A 20,025-nucleotide genomic window follows, 5' to 3' on the forward strand; every position below is an offset into this window, starting at 1 on the left:
GTTTGTACCTGTGTGGGTTTGATACACCATTTGTCCAACAGTGTAGCTCGCCGAGCCTCCGCTGCCCGAGGCATTCGCGCCTGTAACGTTAATACCTTCTTGTGCTGTTGCAACTGAAAGGGTAAAGGTAAAAGCTAAAAGTGTTGCCACTCTTAAACATTTTACTTTCCACTTTCTCCTGTTTCCTTTGTCTTTGTGTTTCATTAGTCACCTCCTTTTTTTATGATTAAATAATAATTTTAATTAAAAATAGATTTATCATTTTGGTAAAAATGATATTTTTTTCGATATTAATCAAGAAATGTTCGATTCATTTTCAAATTATTTGTTTTGGATGGTCATTAAATTTGGACAGGTAACAGCGGCATACAGTTCGGCAGAAAATAATTGGTTTTGTTTTCTGGCAGTAAAGATAAATCCTTCTATTCGGATGTAGATGTCTGTTGCACGCGGTAGGGTGTTCTAAATTATTATTTCTAACGAGAAGGAGATGGAATGCAAGATGATGCGGTACGGGCTAAAAGTAGCCACTTTTCCTTTAGAAATTCTTAACATCCTAAATTTTGCATTTTTAATTTTCGGTTATCTTTGCAGCCTTGAAAATCAAATCATAAAAAAATCGCTATTACAATGAACAGTGAAAATCTAAGAAATGCATGTGCCGACGCTTCGCAAGCGATGGCAAAACTCAATTTGGACGCCCATGCCGACCTCCGGGCCAAGCTCGATTACTGTGTTGGCAGCTACGACCACGATAAAAATCCCGAAGGCCTTTACCATTTTGGAAAAGCTGCCCTCGACGAACTCAAGGCTTTTAAAGCTAAAAACCCGCGCAAAGTCAACAAGAAGATTATTGATAGTCTGCAACAAGCGCTCAAAGGTTAAAAACTTTTAGCCCGAACAAAATCTAAAAGCGTCATCTATTCGGATGACGCTTTTTTTGTGCCCTTTACGGAGCAAGATTAGCGGTACTATTGCGCTGGAGCTTCTTACGATTCCTAACACGGCTGACTATCAACACCTTTAATTCATGTGGATAATAGCCGGTGCAAGATGAATAAAAATAATTTTGCTGATACCACTTTCATATTTTAAAAGTCGGGATCAAAACCATAGACAGATGCATAAAATTACCGTACATCCCATCCTGGATGTTCCTCAGGTCGAAAAAGTTACTTTCCTTTTTAACGGCGAAAAGGTGGAAGGCGAAAAGGGCTTCACCATCGCTGCGGCGCTGCACCAGGCCGGACACCCCGTGCACAGCCACAGCCTGCGCAACCGCAACCGCTCGCTCGAATGCGGCATCGGCAAATGTGGAGCCTGCGAGATGCTCGTGGACGGACGCATTCGCCGCATCTGCATCACCAAAGTGGACGACGTACACGAAGTATCGGAGATACCACACGACTACACGCCAAAGCCACAGCCCTGCGACGAGCAGTGCCAGACAAAAGTGTACAAGACACAGGTGGCCATCGTTGGTGCAGGTCCCGCCGGATTGGCTTGCCGCGAAGAACTGCTGAAGAACAATGTGCAGTGCATCGTGGTGGACAACAACAACAAAATTGGTGGACAGTTTCTGATGCAGACCCATCAGTTTTTCTTTTTTGAAAAAGAAAAGAAATTTGGCGGCATGCGTGGCTTCGACATTGCCCACACCCTTGCCGGCGACGATCACACAGGCATATTTCTTAACTCTGCCGTGTGGGACATTCTGGAAGGCAAGCGCCTGGCCGTGAAAAATATTAGCACCGAAGAGATCTATTATATCGACGCGGAGTTTCTGGTGGTGGCTTCGGGAGCTGTGCCTTTTATGCCCACTTTCGAGAACGACGACTTGCCCGGCGTATTCACGGCTGCCGTAGTTCAAAAGATGATGAACAACGAGCTGACACTGCTTGGCCGAAATATTTTAACCGTGGGCGCCGGCAACATCGGCTACCTCACCTCTTACCAACTGATGCAGGCGGGAGCACGCGTTAAAGCGATCATCGAAGCCATGCCCCGCGAGGGCGGCTTTCCAGTGCAGGCCAACCGCGTGCGCCGACTCGGAATTCCCGTCCTCACTTCTAAAATCTTACTAAAAGCAATTCCTAACCAAGACCATACGGGTATCGTTGGCGCGGTGATCGCCGACTGTGAGAATTTTAAACCCATCCCCGGCACCGAGCAGGTAATCGACGGCATCGACGCCATCAACATCTGTACGGGTCTGGTACCCGACGACCAGCTTTTGATAAAAGGTAAAGAACTTTTTGGTCGCCAGGTGTATGGTGCCGGCGACGCCATCCGCATCGGCGAAGGCACCAGCGCCGTGCTGCGCGGCCGCCAGACTGCTTTCGAAATCCTTGAGGATATGGGCGTCCGCTACAATTACGATCAGTTTTTGGAAGTTTCTAAAGAATACATCGACTCGCAGCAGCATCCTGCGCGCATCATCGAAAAACCGATGACACCCACGCCCCAACGCGCCGCCGAAAAGCCTTTCGTACTCATCGACTGCCTCTATGGATTTGCCTGCAACCCATGCGAGTTTTCGTGCCCTCACGGCGCCATCACCAAAACCTCCACCAGCACGGTGCCCCGCATCGACTTCGACAAGTGCATCGGATGCATGAACTGCGTTAATCAATGTCCGGGGCTGGCCATCTTTGGTTACAACCTCAAAAAAGATTGGCTCTTCCTGCCCATCGAATATCATATCGAAGAAAATACGCCTGTTTTCCTGGTGGATAATAATGGAAAGAAGTTGGGCGAAGGTGTGATAGAAAAGATTTTGGACAAGCCCAACAAAACCAATGTGGCGCGTGTAAAATCGCTCGACCTACACGGCGAAGACCTGATGCAGGTACGCGGATTTATCGCAAAAGATAACTTCCCCGAGCCCATCGAATTTAAATCCAGCCACATCGAAGTAGAATCGGAAACCTATGTGTGCCACTGCGACGATGTAACGCTCGACGAAATCCTGGAAGTGATCGGCAACCGTAAGTTTATCTCTGTGGATGAAGTGAAGCACACCACCCGCCTGGGCATGGGTGCCTGTCGCGGAAAGCGCTGTATCAAACGGCTTAAACAAACTTTGGCAGGATCGGGGATTTCCATCGTTGGCGAGCCTACACCGCGCGGCCCGCTGAGCAACCAGGTGAACATGGGCGAGCTTTATCCGCACAAAACACACGAGAAAATCATCACCACCCTCAACGGCAACATAGGCGAAATAATAGCCGTGAAAAGTTTGGTAGCCGGTGGCGGCATCGGTGGCAGCGCCTTATTCCGCTACATGTCCGAGGCAGGTCTTTCACCCGTACTCATCAACAGTGGACGCGGATCATCCTGGCGCAACATCGCCGGCGGGCGTCCCAGCTTCAGCCTACCCGAACTTTCCGACATTGCCGAGAAAAACCGGGAAATATTCCGCAGCCTTCAGCAGATTCACAACATCAACTTTCGTCCCGCCGACTATGTAACTTTTGCCAACGACCAAAACATGTTCGACGCGTTGAAAGCTTCGATGGTCTGGAGCGATGCACAGATGATAGAACCCACCGACTTCCGCAAGTATATTTCTCCTTATTTTAACACACGCCTCAACACATACCAGGCAGCGCTCGTTACGCACAACTGCTGGCAGGCTAACCCCGGAAAAGTGGTGGACATGATCCGGCAATTCGGGATGAGCTGTGGTGGCACCATTCAGGAGGATTGTGAGCTGATAGATGTGCGCCGCGAGGCCGACAAATACCTTGTGCTCGTAAAAACCCACGACAAGAAATACGTCACCTATCTGGCGGATCATTTCGTGAATGCGCTGGGGCCACAAGGCGATAAGTTTGCTAAGATGCTGGGCTACGAAACCGGCACTTATCCCATAAAACATCAGGCTTTTATCACCCGCCGGCTGCCCATGATGGGCGTGGATGGCATCCCGTTGCCCATGCTTATCGACCGCCGCCAATACAAAGGCTTCACGGCAGTATATGGTCAGCAGTTGGGCGAGACGGGTCAGATAATAGGATGCGCTTCACCCGAGGTGGAACCCCGCGAAGCAGGAAAGAATCTGAAGGTTAACTCCAAAGATTTCCTGGAGATTGCTGCCGAAGTATTTGTGGATTGGCTGCCCGAACTCTCCTCGGTAGGATTCCAGGCCGTGTGGGCCGGCTATTATGTGGAGCCGCGCATGATCCTCGACCCGGAAGCAGGTCTTTTCCTTGGCCTGCGCGGACAAGGCTTTATGCTGGGGCAATACCTGGCCAAAATGTATGTGGACAAACTCACGGGAAACCACGTACCCGCCTACTTTGAGCGCCTCACGCTAAAAGGCGACGGACTGCTGGAGAAGGCTTTTCAATAACCGACCGCTTTTAAAACCAAAAACCCCCGGAGATTTTCGGGGGTTTTGGTTTGTTTTATTTGTAAAAGAAAACTTATCCAGAGGTTGGTGTCAAGGATTGCTCTTCAACTCCCGCCCTGCAACTCTATTTTTCGCGTTTTGCAAAGTAGTATTTCAATCCGATTTGTAACTGGAGGGCATTTACGCTGACACTGGTAGCATATACCGGTTCGGCATCAGAATAGTGTGTCATAGTTTCGTAATAGACGGGGTTGAAATTTGCCAGATAGCTGCCTTTTATGTAAATGTCTGCTTTCTTTTTGAAGCGATAACCGGCGGTCAATCCTGGTTCGATACCAAAATTCACCCTTGAGGTGACGAAGCCATAACCTCTGGTCGAATCGGCCGATACAGGAACAAAATTCGGATCAATAGTATTTGGAAATGGCGACACATTCTGACCAAAACCCATATTTGGCTGGTCGTCGGAATAATCACGGCAGATAATGGTATTAAAGCCCAGCTCTATTTTTGCAAAAAACTTCTCGTTGGAAGTAGTAAATTCTTTGCCCAACCGGATGGGGATCATCCAACTTTCCGCACCAGAACCCATATTAAGAGTTTTGTGTGGGATGCCTGTAGCGTAGTCATAGTCAATAGAAACATGGCTTGAAAAGTAACCGTAAAAACCCGTTTCCAGGCTGTAGCTATTATGTTTATAACCGACATAACCACCATAAACGCCGCCAATGGAGCCTTGCGATAATTCATACCCTTTGCTGTTTACATAATGATGCCTGTCGAAAAGGAAACCATTTTCGTAGCCAAGATAGAAGCCGTTTTGCGCTAAGCAGCTCACCGATATCAGTGACGCCGCAAGAATTACAAATAATTTTTTCATGATTTAATGATTTTGATTATGACTTTTTTCTTGCAAATCACCGGCAACAGTATCTTTGATTAATGCAAAGCCAAAAACGACCGGGTAACAGTATTATTAGAGTTTTATAAAATTAAATTGTGATGCGTTTCATCAACTCTTATCGCCGCATTAACGTCTCGTTTACGTCTCAAATTCCTGCCTCTCTCACCACTTTTCCAAATTATTCTGTACATTCGCAAGCTACTATTTCTTTATAAAAAAACGTAACTGTTCGCCTGATGTCTTTTAAAACACAAGTTTCAGATAAGAATCTTTATTATAAAAAAGCCTACGCTACCCCTCATTCCCCTAAAGGGGAAGCCAGCCCACACACCTTCGATTGTGCGTTGGCAACTCCTCCGCCGGCTGGCGGATCGGGGGGGTGCGCGATGGATTTTCCTAAATCTATAGTATCTATCACTTGATGTAAATTTATAAAAACCAACCACCTAACTGCTTACATTAAAACACAAAAACAATGAACGAAAACAGAAATTTTACGCTTCAATTTCTGGGAGCTGCCGAAACAGTTACCGGTTCCAAATATCTGCTCACCCTCGGCGACGAGCAGCTGATGATCGACTGCGGATTGTTTCAGGGGCTTAAACAGTTGCGTGTGCTCAACTGGCAGAAATTGCCGCTCGATGCTTCCAACGTCAAAAATATCCTGCTCACCCACGGGCACCTCGACCATGTGGGTTATTTGCCGCGGTTTATCAAGCAGGGTTTCAGCGGGCGAATCTGGTGCACAGAACCTACGGCCGATCTGGTGGAGATCATCCTGAAAGACAGCGGGAAGATACAGGAAGAAGATGCCGAACAGGCCAACTACCATGGCTACACGCGCCACAGCCCGGCTTTGCCACTTTATAGCCTGGCCGATGTGGAACGTACGCTGCCGCTGTTGCATCCCGTTGCCGACAATGCCTGGATGGAGATTTCACCGGAAATAAAATTTCGCTTTCGCAAAAATGCACACATACCAGGCGCTACCTTTATAGAGATGGACGCCGCCGGCATCCGCATCGTTTTTTCGGGCGATCTGGGGCGCCCCGGCGATGCTATGTTGCTGCCTCCCGAGCAGCCGGAAAAAGCCGACTATCTCATCGTCGAGTCAACCTACGGCGATCGGCTACACCCGACAAATTTAGCCGAAGACCAGCTTTTGCAGATCATCCAGAAAAGCATCTACAACCACGGCCCGCTGCTGGTGCCCAGCTTCACCGTGGATCGCGCACAGGATTTTATGTATCTGATCTGGAAACTGAAAAACGAAAATCGCATCCCCGACATCCCTGTTTATCTCGACAGCCCAATGGGACTTGACGTTAGCAAGCTCTTCCTGAAATATCCCGAATGGCAACGTCTTGATCCGCAAGTCTTCAAGGAGGTTTTTGAAAATACACACATGGTTAGCTCAATAGAAGAAACGAGGAATCTCTCGCGCAACAAGCATCCACGTATCATCATCGCCGGCAGCGGCATGATGAATGGCGGACGAATATTGCAATACCTCGAAGAACATCTCGACAACCCGAACGCCACCATAGTCATTCCCGGTTTTCAGGCTGCCGGTACGCGTGGCCGAAGCCTGGCCGAGGGGGAACCAGAGATAAAAATGCGTGGCCGATATATTAATGTGCGCGCCAACATCGAACAAATGCACAATATGTCGTCGCACGCCGATCAGAGTGAAATTTTGCAGTGGATGTCGAAGATAAAGAACAAACCCAAACAGGTTTATATCACCCACGGCGAACCCCACAGCGCCAATGCGCTGCGCGTCAAAATCAAAGATACCTACGGCTGGTCTTGCCAGGTACCACGACTTTTTGAGGAGGTAACGCTTAGCTAAATCCTAATAATGATAGGCTGTGGGTAAAACGGCGCATTACGCAGTAAGGGCTTTTGCCCTAATCATCTTCCTCAATCTACCAGTGTTAGCTTTATCATATTCGATTTTCCGGGTTGATCGATGGGCATGTTGGAGATGTGCACAATCAGATCGCCCTGATGAAGCAGGTTGGCTTCTTTAAGGTTTTTCATCAGATCGGCGATGGTTTGGTCGGTGTCGATGTAGTGATCGAAGAATAGTGGACGCACACCCCAGAGCAGGTTCAGACGGCGTAATGTTTGTTCTTTATCAGCAAAAGCAAAGATGGTGGCTTTGGGTCGGTAGCTCGATATTTTGGTCGTGGAATAACCCGTGGATGCCACAGAAACAATAGCATCAGCTTTGGATTCACGGGCAAGATTACAACCGCTATAAATTACAGCATCAGAGATAAAGTGTGGGTTATTTTTTACCTCCGGCAAATGTTGCTTGTCGTAGATATCTTCGAAAAGCTCCACCTCTTTAATGATATTGTTCATGGTAGTTACAGTCTCCACCGGGAAATTACCAACGGAAGTCTCGCCACTAAGCATCACCGCATCGGCACCATCGATCACCGAGTTGGCCACGTCGTTCACCTCGGCGCGGGTAGGGCGTGGGCTGTTCATCATGCCTTCCATCATTTGCGTGGCGATGATTACAGGCTTGGCTCCGATGATGCATTTCTTCACAATTCTTTTTTGTATCACCGGTACATTTTGAAGCGGCACTTCCACGCCCAAATCGCCACGAGCTACCATGATTCCCTGTGACACCCGGATGATGGCATCTATGTCTTTCACAGCTTCAGGCTTTTCTATTTTGGCAATCACGGGAAGTGGTGACTTATCGCCATAGGTTTTCATCAGCGCTATCAATTCTTCCACATCGGCGGCTTTGCGCACAAACGATAGCCCAATCCAATCCACCTGCTGGTCGAGAATAAAGGCCAGATCGTCTTTGTCTTTTTGGGAGAGCGAAGGCAGCGACACATCGGTGTCGGGCAGGTTCACACCCTTGCGCGAATGGAGCACTCCCGCTGCCAGCGCTTTGGCTACTACCTCACCTTTTTCAGGCATCGTAGCCTCCACTTTCATCGCTATCTTGCCATCGTCGAGCAGGATGTTTTCGCCCGCACGAACATCTTTTGGAAAATTGGCATAATTGATCCAAATCTTTTCCGGCGAAGCGTTTTCTGCCACAACAGTAAAAACGAGCAATTCATCCTTTTTGAATTTCCTGCCTGCCTCTCCAATGTCACCAATTCTTATCTTGGGACCCTGCAGGTCGGCAAGGATTGCCACGTGTGTTCCCAGCTTTTCGTTGAGCTGGTGTATGTCGGCGATAACACGGCGAAAATTGTCGTGCGTGCCATGCGAAAAGTTGAGTCTGAAAACGTCTGCACCGGCGTCAATCATTTGGCGCAATATTTCTGGCGAATCGCTCGCTGGTCCTATGGTTGCTACAATTTTTGTCTTCATCGGCTATACAATTTTTTTATGGATACTGGGCTGCTTTGCAGCTTTACTTTGTGTTGATCTTCCTGTTGTTTTATCTCTGCCATATGGTATTCCAGATCGAAAAGGATGGCTTGCATACGCTCCATTATTTTTTTGTTGCCACCCTTGAGCAATGTGCTTTCCGCGAGTTTGAGCCTGTTGATCTCAAGAATCTCGGCTATATCAGTGGCATCATCAAGAAACTGCGCTATCTGGCTTTCGCCAAAAAAGTTGCGTACCAAAAGGAAATAGTGGTTCATAAGCTGCTGTCCGGCAGCAAGCTCTTCAATCAGATAATATTCGGTAGAATGATCGTTGCAAAAAAAATAGAATTCGTACAGCTTCGTTTCGCCCGACTCCAACACCTTCAGAACGGGCTTACGCGCCAGGTTTAGACCAAGCTTTCCGTTTAGGCAAAAGGCAAGTTGATAACCCCTCACCGTTGCCGAAAGGCTGAAGATGATATAGTCGAGATGCTGACCCGGATCGGGTTTGAATTGCTGTTTTTTCATCTTATTAATTCATTGTTGTCAGGTAAAGGAAATCCTTACTAAAATAGATCCTTCTCCGGACACCAATATTACTAACTAATAAAAAAACAAAGGTATTGGTTCAGATCGTTTAAAAACGTTAGCCCAATCATTTTCATCAATAACCCAACGTTTTGAGCATCGATTTAAAACTTTGTTCTTTGGCAAAAAGTCGTGGATAATAGGTACCGTCTTCGTCCAGATCGATGATGATGTGCTTGGGAGCCGGGATGAGGCAGTGTTGGATGCCGCCATATCCGCCAAGCGATTCCTGATAAGCGCCCGTATGAAAAAATCCGATGTAGAGCGGATCTTCCTTGTCATATTTTGGGAGGAACACCGCGTTGAGGTGCGCCTCATCGTTGTAGTAATCCTGGCTGTCGCAGGTGAGGCCGCCCAGACACACGCGCTCGTACTCATAGTCCCAACGATTGACAGGCAAGAGAATAAAACGCTGGTTGATGGCCCAAGAGTCGGGCAACGTGGTCATAAAAGAACTGTCGATCATATTCCATCTTTCACGGTCGTTTTGTTGCTTCTGGTCGAGGATGGAATAGAGTACCGCAGCGCTTTCGCCCACGGTAAATGAACCAAACTCAGTGAAGATGTCTGGCTCGGGTACATTGTGTTGTTCGCATATCGCCTTGATTTGTGCTACAATTTCTTCGGCCATGTATTCGTAGTCGTACTCAAAACCCAACGACCGTTTGATAGGGAAGCCACCGCCAATATTCAGCGAATCAAGTTCCGGGCATTCCTTTTTCAGCTCGGCATAAACCGTTATACTTTTGCTCAGTTCGTTCCAGTAGTAGGCCGTGTCCTTTATACCTGTATTAATAAAGAAATGCAACATCTTGAGCTCGATGTCGGGATTGTTTTTGATGTGCTCCTGATAAAACGGGATGATGTCGTTGTAACGGATGCCCAGCCGTGAGGTATAAAACGAAAACATCGGCTCTTCCTCTGAAGCTATCCGCAGCCCTATCTTGAATTTTCCTTTCACATGGTCCTTGTAATACTTCAGCTCATCCATGTTATCGAGTACCGGTATGGTATTTACAAATCCTTCGTTGATGAGGTTGGTAATGTTTTCGAGGTATTGCGCCCGCTTAAAGCCGTTAGAAACGATGTAGGTATCTTTGTTGATGAGTCCGTTTTTGTAGAGCTCTTCTACGATGTTTATGTCGAAAGCGGAGGAGGTCTCGATGTTGACATTGTTTTTCAGCGCCTCTTCCATCACAAACGAAAAGTGGGAACTCTTGGTGCAGTAGCAGTAGCGGTACTCGGCATTGTAGTCCACTTTGGCCATGGCCACATTAAAGATGCGCCGTGCCTTTTGTATCTGTTGCGAAATTTTGGGCAGGTAGCTAAGCTTCACCGGCGTGCCGTATTGCTTGATGATCTCCATCAGCGGGATGTCGTGAAAGTGAAGCTGGTTGTCTTCTACGTGAAACTCTTCCTGTGGGAAGTGAAAGGTCTGATCAATCAGGTCGATGTACTTTGTCTTCATCGTTAATAAGTTTTAGTCGTATTAGTTTTCAAATAAAATACAAATGTAACTCACTTGCATCATGTAAAAACGATAAAAGTAAACAAATTCGATTTAGATAAACGTAAAAGATTTGGAACTGGCAATTTGGAAAGAGGGACCGCTACTTAATTTTGGTGCTTCAAACGGAGGGTTTCCACCAGATGATCCAGGTCGGTCACAATGTAATCGAATACCGGCTAAAGAGAATTCTATTTTGAATACACATTTTTGGTGATATCGATGCTCTCCGGTGAAACCTCCACAATCTTCCCTTCCTTCAAAACAATGAGCGGAGTTTTCTTGTATTTTTTATACCATGGTTTTAAGATTTGTAATAATTACTCTTTGCGCTTCCACCGCAGTGTCGCTACCAAATGATCGATGTCAGCCACAATGTAATCGATCACCGGCTGCAGCGAATCGTTGTTAGGTGTAACATTAAAATACAAAGCGCCGCGCAAAAAACTGTGCGTACTGTCAGTTACCCAAAACTGAAACGGTGAAGCCACATCGCGCCCTTCGATGGTATATACCAACCCGTACACATTGCGATCTTGCATGTTGATAGTGGATTCTTTGATGCCAACAGCCTTGGAAGCATGTTTAAAAACCATTTCGTGGGCGTCTTTTTGCAAGTTGTAAAGCAGAATGGTGTCGAGTGGCTTATAGCTCAGATACACCGAAGCACGATAGGCCGGGTAATCGATGTTCATCCAATATGGATTTTGCTGGTTAGCTTCGTCGAAACGCAGATGTGCCGCTGTCGAATATTCAAATTGGTATGGAAAGGTGCTGTCGAAAGACTGATAAGCGGGAGGAGGCAATTCGATGCGTATGTATCCGCGTGGCCGGGGATAGGTTGGCTCATTGCGGCACGACACCAAAACTATTATTATTAAAACAAAAAAAGAAGAAACGAAAATGCGATTGGACGATGATAGCATGCGACAGGACTTATGATATTTTGGTGAGAATTTCTTCGATGCGGCGACTGCTCACTTTCTTGATGATAAACTCATAATTCAAAAATTTAGTGCTTGCATTTACCGGCGGAATGCGACCTTCTATCTCCAGTATCAATCCTGCCAACGTCTCGCTGTCGCCTTTGACATCCTCAAAAAGTCGGTCTTCAATATTGAGGATTTTGCAGAAATCATTCAACAGGATTTTCCCTTCAAACAAATAATTGTTGTCGTCGATTTTGGTGTAAGCAATCTCGTCTTCTTCGCTGTCAAACTCATCGGATATCTCACCCACAATTTCCTCAAGAACATCTTCGAGAGTCACAATTCCAGAGGTGCCGCCATATTCGTCCACCATGATGGCCATGTGGATTTTCTTTTGTTGAAATTCTTGCAAGAGATCGTTGATTTTTTTGTTTTCGGGAACAAAGAAAGCCGGCCGCAGCAGCGCGCTCCAGTTGAAATCAGCGGGTTCATTGAGGTGCGGTAACAGATCTTTTACATAAAGAATACCTGCAATTTTGTCGAAATTTTCGGTGTAGGCCGGGATGCGCGAGTAGCCGGCATCCAAAATAAGCTCCATCAGCTCGGCATAAGAAGTATTGATCTCGACAGCCGTAACGTCGAGCCGTGGCTTCATGATTTCCTTAGCGTCGATATCGCCAAATTTGACGATGCCTTTCAGAATTTTCCGATCTTCTTCGTCGGTATTGCTGTCGGAGGTAAGCTCGATGGCTTCGGAGAGTTCACTCATCGAAATCTGCACGGGGTTACGCTGTAGGCGCCGGTCGATGAGTGAGGAGCTCTTTACCAGCAGACTGCTAAGCGGATAAACAATGGTGATGAGGGTTCGCATGGGTCGCGCCATAAATACAGCAAATTTCAATGGTTTGGTTGAAGCATAAATTTTAGGCATAATCTCACCGAGTATCAGCAGCAGCGACGTTACCACCACCACCTGCACCACAAAAGCCAGCACCGGAGTATGCGTTAAATCCACCAGATTGGCCAACACATAAGTGGACAAAACAATGATGGCAACGTTTACAAAATTATTGGTGATGAGAATGGTGGCCAACAGGCGTTTAGGACGTTCAAGTAGTTGGTTTACCAAATCGTGGGTGCTGTTGTGATCCGCACGTAGTTGTTTGCGCTGGGTATGGTTAAGCGAAAAAAATGCGATTTCCGATCCGGAGATCAAAGCTGAAATCAACAGCAGAATGAGCATCACCACCATACCCAAAATCACCGGAACTGGTCTAAAAACAACCTCATTGAACAGGAGCATTTCCGTAAGAAGTGAGGCCGCGTCAGGATCTTCCAAAATTATGTAGGATTAATTCGACAAAATGATTCGTTTGCAAAAACATGTGCAAAAATAACGATTTAATTTCTGCACCTGTTTTTATTGCGCAAAAGGAGTGGTTAGCCGGCATTGGGTCAGAATGGAAGGTCGTCGGTAGGTCCTTCTTCGGGCATCGGCTCCTCGAAATTTTCGGCTGTTGCCGGAGGCGGGGCCTGGTAAACTCCCTGCTCGCGGCGCGGCCCTAGCCGGTTTATCTTGTCAGCCTGTATTTCGGTGATGTAATGTTTCAGACCATCCTTATCGTCCCAGTTGCGCGTTTTCAACTTGCCTTCGATATACACCATGTCGCCTTTAACCAAATTTTTCTCGGCCAGCCACCGCCACAGCACCACGTTGTGCCATTCGGTTTGCTCCACCCAATTGCCATCTTTGTCTTTGTAACTCTCGGTAGTGGCTACCGATACATTGGCGCGTTTCACACCATTTTCAAAGGTCATTACATCGGGGTCTTTGCCCAGATTTCCAATGAGGATAACTTTATTTATGCCTGCCATAGCTTTAGGTTTTTATGATTAATAAAGAACAAATGTAAATAATTATCTGGAAAAGATGTTTATTAAAACTATTTAGAAAAATAGATTTTAAAAAACGTGCTTTGGTCAGTTTTGCAAATTTGTATTTTATTACTAATCAATATATAAAAAGGCTGCTTGTGCAAATATTTTTATTATTGGTGTGTAAATTTCTCTTTCCAAATTAAATCTTCTTCACAAAATCATCAAACACCTTCAGAAATTCTTCGGGCTGGTCGGCATGCAACCAGTGGCCGGCCTGTTCGATAGTTTTGATGTCGGCGTTGGGAAAATTGCGGTAAATCTGATCGAAGTCGTCGTAGCTAATGTAGTTGGATTCGGCACCACGGATAAACAAAGCGGGCTTGTCGAAAATTGCTGTGGAGTGTATTCCCTCGAATACTTCGTCCATGTTAAGATTGATGGCTTCCAGATTAAGACGCCAGGCAAAACCGCCACCGTGCGGACGGCGATAAAGATTTTTCATGGCAAACTGCCGTACACGCTTGTCTTTGATGGTAGCAGCGAGTTGTTGTTCTATCTCACGGCGCGATTCGACATTCTCAAAATTGATGGCCATCATGGCGTCGATCATATCCAGATGACGGTGACGCCGTTCATAAGCGCGCAGGCTAACGTCGGCGACGATGAGTGCTGCGGGCACTTCCGGGTTTTCGAGCGCAAAATTCATCGCTACTTTGCCACCCATACTGTGCCCGAGGACAATCGGATTTTTGAGATCGTGCTCATCGATGAATTCGCCCAGATCGGCACACATTGCAAAATAATTAAACGTTGGGTCGTGTGGCGAATGGCCATGATTACGCTGGTCTGGAATAAACACATTGTACCGATCCTGTATGCTTTGCGCAAACGACACCCAGTTGTCAGAAACACCAAAAACACCGTGAAGGATAATTAGCGGCTGCCCCTGCCCGTATTCGCGATAGAATAATTTCACAATAAAAGGAGCTTAATTTTGGGATTTGAAAAAGAGTAACTCTTCGCGCAAGCCGTCGCCCTGCCGTCCAGGAATTATTGCACCCGACTTTGCAGCGGATCCGTAAAAATAATACACCACGATGTCGATATCATTATAATAATTGATTTTATAAAAGGTGATCAACTCGTCGAGCGTTTTCACTGCACCATTGTAGCGGTGGAAGATGGGTTCATAATATTCTATTTCTGCAGGGATATTCTGTATGAATGCTCCCGTGTCGTCAATAGAAAAATAACCGTAATAACCGGTGGGATAACTGGCCGGCAGAACGCCGATGCTGGTCATCGAGTCGAGCACAGCGGTGGTGATAGCGGTATCGGCAACATCTTTATAACTGATGTAACCCCACATCGTCCCAAAAGGAATGCGGCGAACCATGTCATGATTTACAGTGAGCGCCTGCAGTGAAGGGAAATCCAGCACCATCAAACTATCGCCAACGGTGAGGGTACCGGTATTAATATTTTGGGCCACTTTGATGGTAATATCATAAACGCCATTTGCGAGGGTTCCCAAGCCTACATCAGCAGTGGCGGAGCCTTTCTTTATGCTCTGGTCGTTATAATTACTATTTTCAATATCTGGCAGGTTAATTTCAAAACTGTTGCCATTGCTTTTCACACCATTTCTGATAGAATAAGTGACGGGATATGTTTTGAGGTCAGTTTCAAAATGCAGGAAGATATACTTAGCGCCATAGTCAATGGTTTCGTAAACGTCAACGTTAACGGTTTGCAGCGGCGTGGTTCCGGGCTTGTCGTCTTCACAACCGGTAAAGGTCACAAGTACGACGGCCAATACCAAAGCGACAGGCAGAATGAAAATGCGTTTTTTCATATTACAAAAATTGTGATAATTGCTTGTTCCATTTATTTGTTGATAATCATAACCGGATTTTGACAAAGATATTTTGCCCGAAACCCAAGATTGAAGGTTCAGCTAACAATGAAAAACTTGCACAGTGACACTCTGTGTAAGAACACTGTGAAACTTAAAAACAACAAACAGTCATTTATCGTCATTCGCCGATGTTTATCCGTCATTCGCCGATTTGTGTTTGGAAATGATGGTGTTGCCGAAGTAGTTTTGTCGCATTAATCAATTCATTGTTTCATCATTAAAAAAAATCATATTATGAACGAAAATTCAAGATCACGCACATTTTTCTTTGCTGTAATAATTATTGCAGCAGGTATCATTTTACTGCTCGCCGGGCTCGGCATCATCCCCTGGGAGGCACGTCGAATACTGATTTCGTGGCCCATGCTGCTGATTGTGGTAGGCATCTCCTTCTTGTTTTCTGGTCAACAACGGGTAGTCGGATACGTGCTTCTGGGCGTTGGTGGCTTTTTTATGATCAACAAATTCTATTTAATCCACAATAACTTCTGGCAGGTAATATGGCCGCTGGTGCTGATCGTCATCGGCGTTTCAATTATTTTAAAACACAACAAAACCCGCCAGCTACTATCCAACACCGAGCGATTTACCTCCGATGGAGAGCCCATCGCCGACGGCATCGGCCAAAGCAGCGACTACATCGACGAGGTGAGCATATTTAGCGGAAGCGAAAAAATCATCACCAGCCGTAATTTCAGAGGCGGCAAGATTACCAGCATCTTTGGCGGCAGCGAAATCAACCTCACACAAGCGCAGCTGGCTGCGGGCAACAACAACCTGGAAATAACCGCTATCTTTGGTGGCTCTACGCTCATTGTGCCGCCCGATTGGCAGATAAAGGTAAATGTTACGGCTATTTTCGGTGGCATTTCCGACAAGCGTTACAAGCGGCTGGATGTTACGATTGACGACACCAAAATCCTGTACATCAGCGGACTGGTGCTCTTTGGCGGCGGTGAGATAAAAAGTTATTAATCATTGGCGCAAAAAAAGTATAGTGTTCGTAAAATCTTCAGTTCTTTAAACGCTTGCCTACACCCCCCGGCCCCCTAAAGGGGTAGCCGCCCACTCACCAAAAGTGTGCTGGATTTCCCCTTTAGGGGATCAAGGGGTGAGCGCGGGCAAATGACTATCATTTTAAAAGCTAATAATAATCGCAAAAAAATTAACCTATCATTGCGAAGATTTTTCATTTGTAAAAAACATTTTAAAAGATGCTCAACCCGCTGCTGACTCACCGAAAAAACTTTATGGTTTACTCCCTGGCGATGGCTTTTGTTACGGCAGCACATTTTGTGATCCTCTATGTGTTCTTCAACTTCCCATTGCTTGTGTCGGCGGCTGACAGCACCATTTACACCGGCATGGTTTTTCTCACCGGCATCGGCATCTGGTACATCGTGCGCTATCTTGCTATTAGCGATCAGAAATATCATCTTGTGGTTATCGATCATCTGGTTACCGGCGGCATCCTGGTTTCGGTTTGGCTTTTCGGAGGATATTATCTGCTTTCGTTTCTCTTCGCCAATGACGTTGATTATGGGGTGTTTCTTTCTCAATCGTTGCCCTGGCGCTTTGTTTATCTGCTGCTGGTGTATGCGATTATCGTCATGGTGTATTATCTGGCCAATTATTACAACAATTATCACGAGAAGCTTTTGCAGGAATCGGCCATGCGACAGTTGATTCATGAATCGGAGCTGAACCTGCTCAAGTCGCAAATCAACCCGCACTTTTTGTTCAACGGCCTCAACAGCATCCATTCGTTGATCATGACCGACGCCGAAAAAGCCGGAGAAATGCTGCTGGAGCTCTCCGACTTCCTGCGCTATACCATCCGCCAAAACCATGAGGAACTGGTGAGCCTGAATACTGAGCTGGAACATATTGCCAAATATCTCGACATCGAAAAGATCCGGTTCGGGAAGCGACTGGTGATCGAAAACAACATCAGCGAGGCTTGTCGCCAATGCAAAATCCCAAACATGATCCTGCAGCCGGTTTATGAAAATGCTATCAAACATGGCGTAAACGAAAGTACGGATGCAGTGGTAATTACCACAACCTGTCAGGTACAAAATGGAATGATGCAAATCTCCATCGGCAACAATTACACGCCCGGCAATCTTTCGAGACGCGGCAAAGGCATCGGCCTCGACAACATCAGCAAACGGCTGAGCCTGCATTACCATCGCAACGACCTGATAAAGATCGAGAAAAGTAATTTTTATTTTAAAGTAACCATCAGCATTCCGGCGCACGAACCGGTGAATGATAAAAAATAGCCGTTATGGAAAAAACCGTCAAAGCTGTTGTAATCGATGATGAAGAGCTGGCCCGTCGGGTAGTAATAAAATATCTGGCCGCGCATCCTGAGATAGAAGTGGTGGCCGAGTGCGAAAATGGTTTCAGCGGACTGAAAGCCATTCAGGAGCTGAAGCCACAGCTTGTTTTTCTGGATATTCAAATGCCCAAAATCGATGGCTTTGAGCTTTTGGAATTACTCGAAGAGAAACCCATCATCATCTTTTCGACGGCCCACGACGAATATGCCCTAAAAGCTTTCGAATACAGCGCTGCCGATTATTTGCTAAAACCCTACAACCAACGCCGTTTTTCGGAAGCAGTGCAGCGTGCCTTGCAGCGTCTTGCCACCGAACAGGCCAAGCCAACGCAAGATATTCTTTCGCAAATAACCGAAGCTGCTGACCGCGTGCCGCACACCCTCCACCGCATCGTGGTGAAAGATGGAGCAGAGGTTCACGTAATTCCCATACAAGATGTGATCTGGATTGCCGCCGCCGACGATTATGTGGAGATACATACACCGACGCGCCGCTATCTCAAGCAAAAACCAATGGCTTACTTTGAGCAGCACCTGCCGGCAGAGCAATTTGTGCGGGTACATCGCTCGGCCATCGTGGCGGTGGCGCAGATAAAAAAGATAGAACCCGACACCAAAGACACCTATTCGCTTACGCTAAAAGATGGCCGCGAAATCAATGTGAGCCGCTCCGGGATGAAAACGCTCAAAGAAAAACTGAGGTTTTGAGGGAGTGAATGCTTATTGATAAAGGGAATTGTTGCTCTAATGGAGCTTACAAAATTTCATAATTCAGAGCTCGAAATTTGAAATTTAATCCAACTTTATGTAGCAATGTTATTTCTATTACGATCCAATTTTCAAAAAACAAGATGCACAGTTGCGCGTCTAACAAATCAACTTCTAGCTTCTCACCAACTCCCGCCAGCGCCGCCGCCGCCAAAGCTGCCGCCACCGAAGCCACCAAATCCTCCTCCTCCGCTGCTACCTCCAAAAGAGCCGCTGCCACCCTGGAAGTCACCCCATTTTCCACTAGAGCTTTTTCCCATTTGGTTCGCCAAAACCATCGCAGTCCAGAAAGGCAGGTTGCTGCTGCGTCCGCTGTAGTTGCGCGTACCACGCCCACGCAATAGTAGCCAGGCGATGACGATGATAAAAATAATGAGCCCGACAAATGCGCCAAGTCCGCCGCCGTCCAAACGGTTCATATACGCATCAGCACTGTATTCGCCGACGGTGAGCTTCATCAGCACGTCGGTGCCACGGTCGAGCCCACGGTAATAGTTGTTGTTTCTAAATTGCGGAATCATCTCCTCCTCAACAATTCTTTTAGCAACCGCATCGGGCACCGCGCCTCCAAGACCATAGCCGGGCGCTATGAATGCTTCGCCCTTCCCATCGGCAACTTTCGGTTTTACCAGTACCACTATGCCGTTGTCTTTACCTTTTTGTCCCACACCCCACTGCTCACCCAGCAAATCAGCAAATTGAGCTTTGTCATAGCCGGCAAAATCCTTCACCAACACTACGGTGATCTGCGTGGAAGTGGTGTCGTTAAAAGCTACCAGTTTACGCTCCAGACTGACGATATTGTTGATGCTCAGCGTGCCGGTGAAATCGTTGACAAGACGCGGCGGAACGGGTCGTGGAGGAATGTTCTCGTAGACAAGACGCAGCGGACCGGGTCGTGGAGGAATGTTCTCGTACGGTGGCTGACCAATGGCTGAAAAGGCCAGCAGCAGCAAGAGTGCAAATATTGGTATCGGTCGGAATATTTTCATGAATTGCTGTTTAATTGGATTATCCGAAAGATATTTCATCCGAGAGCTCATTGATATCATCTTTCTGATAAGGAAAATGTTTCTTGAGATATTCGCCAGTGCTTGCTATGCCGAATGTAAGCCCGTCGGCGAGGCCATCGGTATGAAAGCGATCGATAATCTCTGCCGAAAGTTTTTCCCAGTACCTTTTTTCTACCACTGCATTGATTCCGCTGTCGCCGATTACCGCAAACTGCCGGTCTTTGGTAGCCACATAAAAGAGCACCCCATTGCGCAAAGCGGTCTTGTGCATGTCGAGTTTTTCGAAGATAAAGGCAGCACGATCCATCATGTTGCCGGGGCAAACGCGCTCTATATGCACGCGTATTTCGCCTGACGATGCTCGCTCGGCATCGGCAATTGAAGCTTTAATGGCGGCTTCGTCGGCGGCATTGATTGGCCTGGATGAATCATGAGTTTCGTGATCAGGCATGATGCTGTTTTTTGGTTT

The 20,025-nt window shown here is 46.8% G+C and carries 18 protein-coding genes; 6 read left to right on the plus strand and 12 right to left on the minus strand.

The genetic code is table 11. From position 1 onward, the window contains the following. A partial coding sequence (locus tag VFC92_07005; GenBank protein HZK07934.1) for a hypothetical protein occupies positions 1-204 on the minus strand: 204 nt, incomplete at its 3' end. Positions 205-630: 426 nt separating this feature from the next. On the opposite strand from VFC92_07005, the gene VFC92_07010 reads away from it, so the two are divergent. Together VFC92_07010 and VFC92_07015 are read left to right on the plus strand one after the other, a co-directional pair. Next, on the plus strand, positions 631-885 hold the full coding sequence (locus VFC92_07010) for a hypothetical protein (protein ID HZK07935.1): 255 nt from the start codon (positions 631-633) through the stop codon (positions 883-885). A 235-nt stretch (positions 886-1,120) separates the two neighbouring features. Further along, positions 1,121-4,354, plus strand: coding sequence for an FAD-dependent oxidoreductase (locus VFC92_07015; protein HZK07936.1), 3,234 nt, complete (start codon positions 1,121-1,123; stop codon positions 4,352-4,354). Positions 4,355-4,478: 124 nt separating this feature from the next. Here the strand turns inward: VFC92_07015 and VFC92_07020 are convergent, their stop codons facing one another. Beyond that, on the minus strand, positions 4,479-5,234 hold the full coding sequence (locus tag VFC92_07020; protein HZK07937.1) for a hypothetical protein: 756 nt from the start codon (positions 5,232-5,234) through the stop codon (positions 4,479-4,481). A 499-nt stretch (positions 5,235-5,733) separates the two neighbouring features. Here VFC92_07020 and VFC92_07025 point away from each other — a divergent pair, with 499 nt between their 5' ends. After that, positions 5,734-7,110, plus strand: a complete 1,377-nt coding sequence (locus tag VFC92_07025; protein ID HZK07938.1) for an MBL fold metallo-hydrolase — start codon at positions 5,734-5,736, stop codon at positions 7,108-7,110. A 71-nt stretch (positions 7,111-7,181) separates the two neighbouring features. Here the strand turns inward: VFC92_07025 and pyk are convergent, their stop codons facing one another. From pyk to VFC92_07065, 8 genes are all read right to left on the minus strand, one after another. After that, complete coding sequence (gene pyk / locus VFC92_07030; protein ID HZK07939.1) at positions 7,182-8,609, minus strand: pyruvate kinase; 1,428 nt, start codon at positions 8,607-8,609, stop codon at positions 7,182-7,184. After that, the gene (locus VFC92_07035; protein HZK07940.1) at positions 8,606-9,139 is read right to left on the minus strand and encodes a hypothetical protein; all 534 of its coding nucleotides are present in this window, start codon (positions 9,137-9,139) and stop codon (positions 8,606-8,608) included. Before VFC92_07035 ends, pyk begins: the two co-directional genes overlap by 4 nt. Positions 9,140-9,275: 136 nt before the next feature. Beyond that, positions 9,276-10,667, minus strand: coding sequence for an arginine decarboxylase (locus VFC92_07040; GenBank protein ID HZK07941.1), 1,392 nt, complete (start codon positions 10,665-10,667; stop codon positions 9,276-9,278). A gap of 359 nt (positions 10,668-11,026) precedes the next feature. After that, a complete protein-coding gene (gene gldD / locus VFC92_07045; GenBank protein ID HZK07942.1) occupies positions 11,027-11,632 on the minus strand; it encodes a gliding motility lipoprotein GldD in 606 nt (201 codons plus the stop codon). Between the two features lie 10 nt (positions 11,633-11,642). Beyond that, on the minus strand, positions 11,643-12,974 hold the full coding sequence (gldE, locus tag VFC92_07050) for a gliding motility-associated protein GldE (protein HZK07943.1): 1,332 nt from the start codon (positions 12,972-12,974) through the stop codon (positions 11,643-11,645). Between the two features lie 116 nt (positions 12,975-13,090). Further along, entirely contained in the window at positions 13,091-13,510 is a 420-nt protein-coding gene (ssb, locus tag VFC92_07055) for a single-stranded DNA-binding protein (GenBank protein HZK07944.1), read from the minus strand. A 202-nt stretch (positions 13,511-13,712) separates the two neighbouring features. After that, positions 13,713-14,489, minus strand: a complete 777-nt coding sequence (locus VFC92_07060; GenBank protein ID HZK07945.1) for an alpha/beta fold hydrolase — start codon at positions 14,487-14,489, stop codon at positions 13,713-13,715. A gap of 12 nt (positions 14,490-14,501) precedes the next feature. Continuing rightward, complete coding sequence (locus VFC92_07065; GenBank protein ID HZK07946.1) at positions 14,502-15,368, minus strand: hypothetical protein; 867 nt, start codon at positions 15,366-15,368, stop codon at positions 14,502-14,504. A 297-nt stretch (positions 15,369-15,665) separates the two neighbouring features. On the opposite strand from VFC92_07065, the gene VFC92_07070 reads away from it, so the two are divergent. From VFC92_07070 to VFC92_07080, 3 genes are all read left to right on the plus strand, one after another. Beyond that, a complete protein-coding gene (locus tag VFC92_07070) occupies positions 15,666-16,406 on the plus strand; it encodes a DUF5668 domain-containing protein (GenBank protein HZK07947.1) in 741 nt (246 codons plus the stop codon). 239 nt (positions 16,407-16,645) lie between these two features. Beyond that, complete coding sequence (locus VFC92_07075) at positions 16,646-17,716, plus strand: histidine kinase (GenBank protein HZK07948.1); 1,071 nt, start codon at positions 16,646-16,648, stop codon at positions 17,714-17,716. Between the two features lie 5 nt (positions 17,717-17,721). Continuing rightward, positions 17,722-18,483, plus strand: a complete 762-nt coding sequence (locus VFC92_07080) for a LytTR family DNA-binding domain-containing protein (GenBank protein HZK07949.1) — start codon at positions 17,722-17,724, stop codon at positions 18,481-18,483. Between the two features lie 182 nt (positions 18,484-18,665). Here the strand turns inward: VFC92_07080 and VFC92_07085 are convergent, their stop codons facing one another. After that, positions 18,666-19,535, minus strand: coding sequence for a TPM domain-containing protein (locus VFC92_07085; protein HZK07950.1), 870 nt, complete (start codon positions 19,533-19,535; stop codon positions 18,666-18,668). 19 nt (positions 19,536-19,554) lie between these two features. Then, positions 19,555-20,007: a TPM domain-containing protein gene (locus VFC92_07090; protein HZK07951.1), complete on the minus strand. Its 453-nt coding sequence runs from the start codon at positions 20,005-20,007 to the stop codon at positions 19,555-19,557. Positions 20,008-20,025: the final 18 nt, after the last annotated feature.

The sequence above is a fragment of the Bacteroidales bacterium genome (assembly GCA_035647615.1).
Taxonomy (GTDB): Bacteria; Bacteroidota; Bacteroidia; order Bacteroidales; family 4484-276; genus SABY01.

What these genes read in the sequence shown, in the direction of transcription:
- VFC92_07065 (HZK07946.1), bottom strand. Translation starts at nt 15,368, where the DNA reads ATGAAAAAACGCATTTTCATTCTGCCTGTCGCTTTGGTATTGGCCGTC.
- VFC92_07090 (HZK07951.1), bottom strand. Translation starts at nt 20,007, where the DNA reads ATGCCTGATCACGAAACTCATGATTCATCCAGGCCAATCAATGCCGCC.
- VFC92_07035 (HZK07940.1), bottom strand. Translation starts at nt 9,139, where the DNA reads ATGAAAAAACAGCAATTCAAACCCGATCCGGGTCAGCATCTCGACTAT.
- VFC92_07080 (HZK07949.1), top strand. Translation starts at nt 17,722, where the DNA reads ATGGAAAAAACCGTCAAAGCTGTTGTAATCGATGATGAAGAGCTGGCC.
- VFC92_07010 (HZK07935.1), top strand. Translation starts at nt 631, where the DNA reads ATGAACAGTGAAAATCTAAGAAATGCATGTGCCGACGCTTCGCAAGCG.
- VFC92_07025 (HZK07938.1), top strand. Translation starts at nt 5,734, where the DNA reads ATGAACGAAAACAGAAATTTTACGCTTCAATTTCTGGGAGCTGCCGAA.
- VFC92_07020 (HZK07937.1), bottom strand. Translation starts at nt 5,234, where the DNA reads ATGAAAAAATTATTTGTAATTCTTGCGGCGTCACTGATATCGGTGAGC.
- ssb (HZK07944.1), bottom strand. Translation starts at nt 13,510, where the DNA reads ATGGCAGGCATAAATAAAGTTATCCTCATTGGAAATCTGGGCAAAGAC.
- VFC92_07015 (HZK07936.1), top strand. Translation starts at nt 1,121, where the DNA reads ATGCATAAAATTACCGTACATCCCATCCTGGATGTTCCTCAGGTCGAA.
- VFC92_07070 (HZK07947.1), top strand. Translation starts at nt 15,666, where the DNA reads ATGAACGAAAATTCAAGATCACGCACATTTTTCTTTGCTGTAATAATT.
- VFC92_07075 (HZK07948.1), top strand. Translation starts at nt 16,646, where the DNA reads ATGCTCAACCCGCTGCTGACTCACCGAAAAAACTTTATGGTTTACTCC.
- VFC92_07040 (HZK07941.1), bottom strand. Translation starts at nt 10,667, where the DNA reads ATGAAGACAAAGTACATCGACCTGATTGATCAGACCTTTCACTTCCCA.
- gldD (HZK07942.1), bottom strand. Translation starts at nt 11,632, where the DNA reads ATGCTATCATCGTCCAATCGCATTTTCGTTTCTTCTTTTTTTGTTTTA.
- VFC92_07085 (HZK07950.1), bottom strand. Translation starts at nt 19,535, where the DNA reads ATGAAAATATTCCGACCGATACCAATATTTGCACTCTTGCTGCTGCTG.
- pyk (HZK07939.1), bottom strand. Translation starts at nt 8,609, where the DNA reads ATGAAGACAAAAATTGTAGCAACCATAGGACCAGCGAGCGATTCGCCA.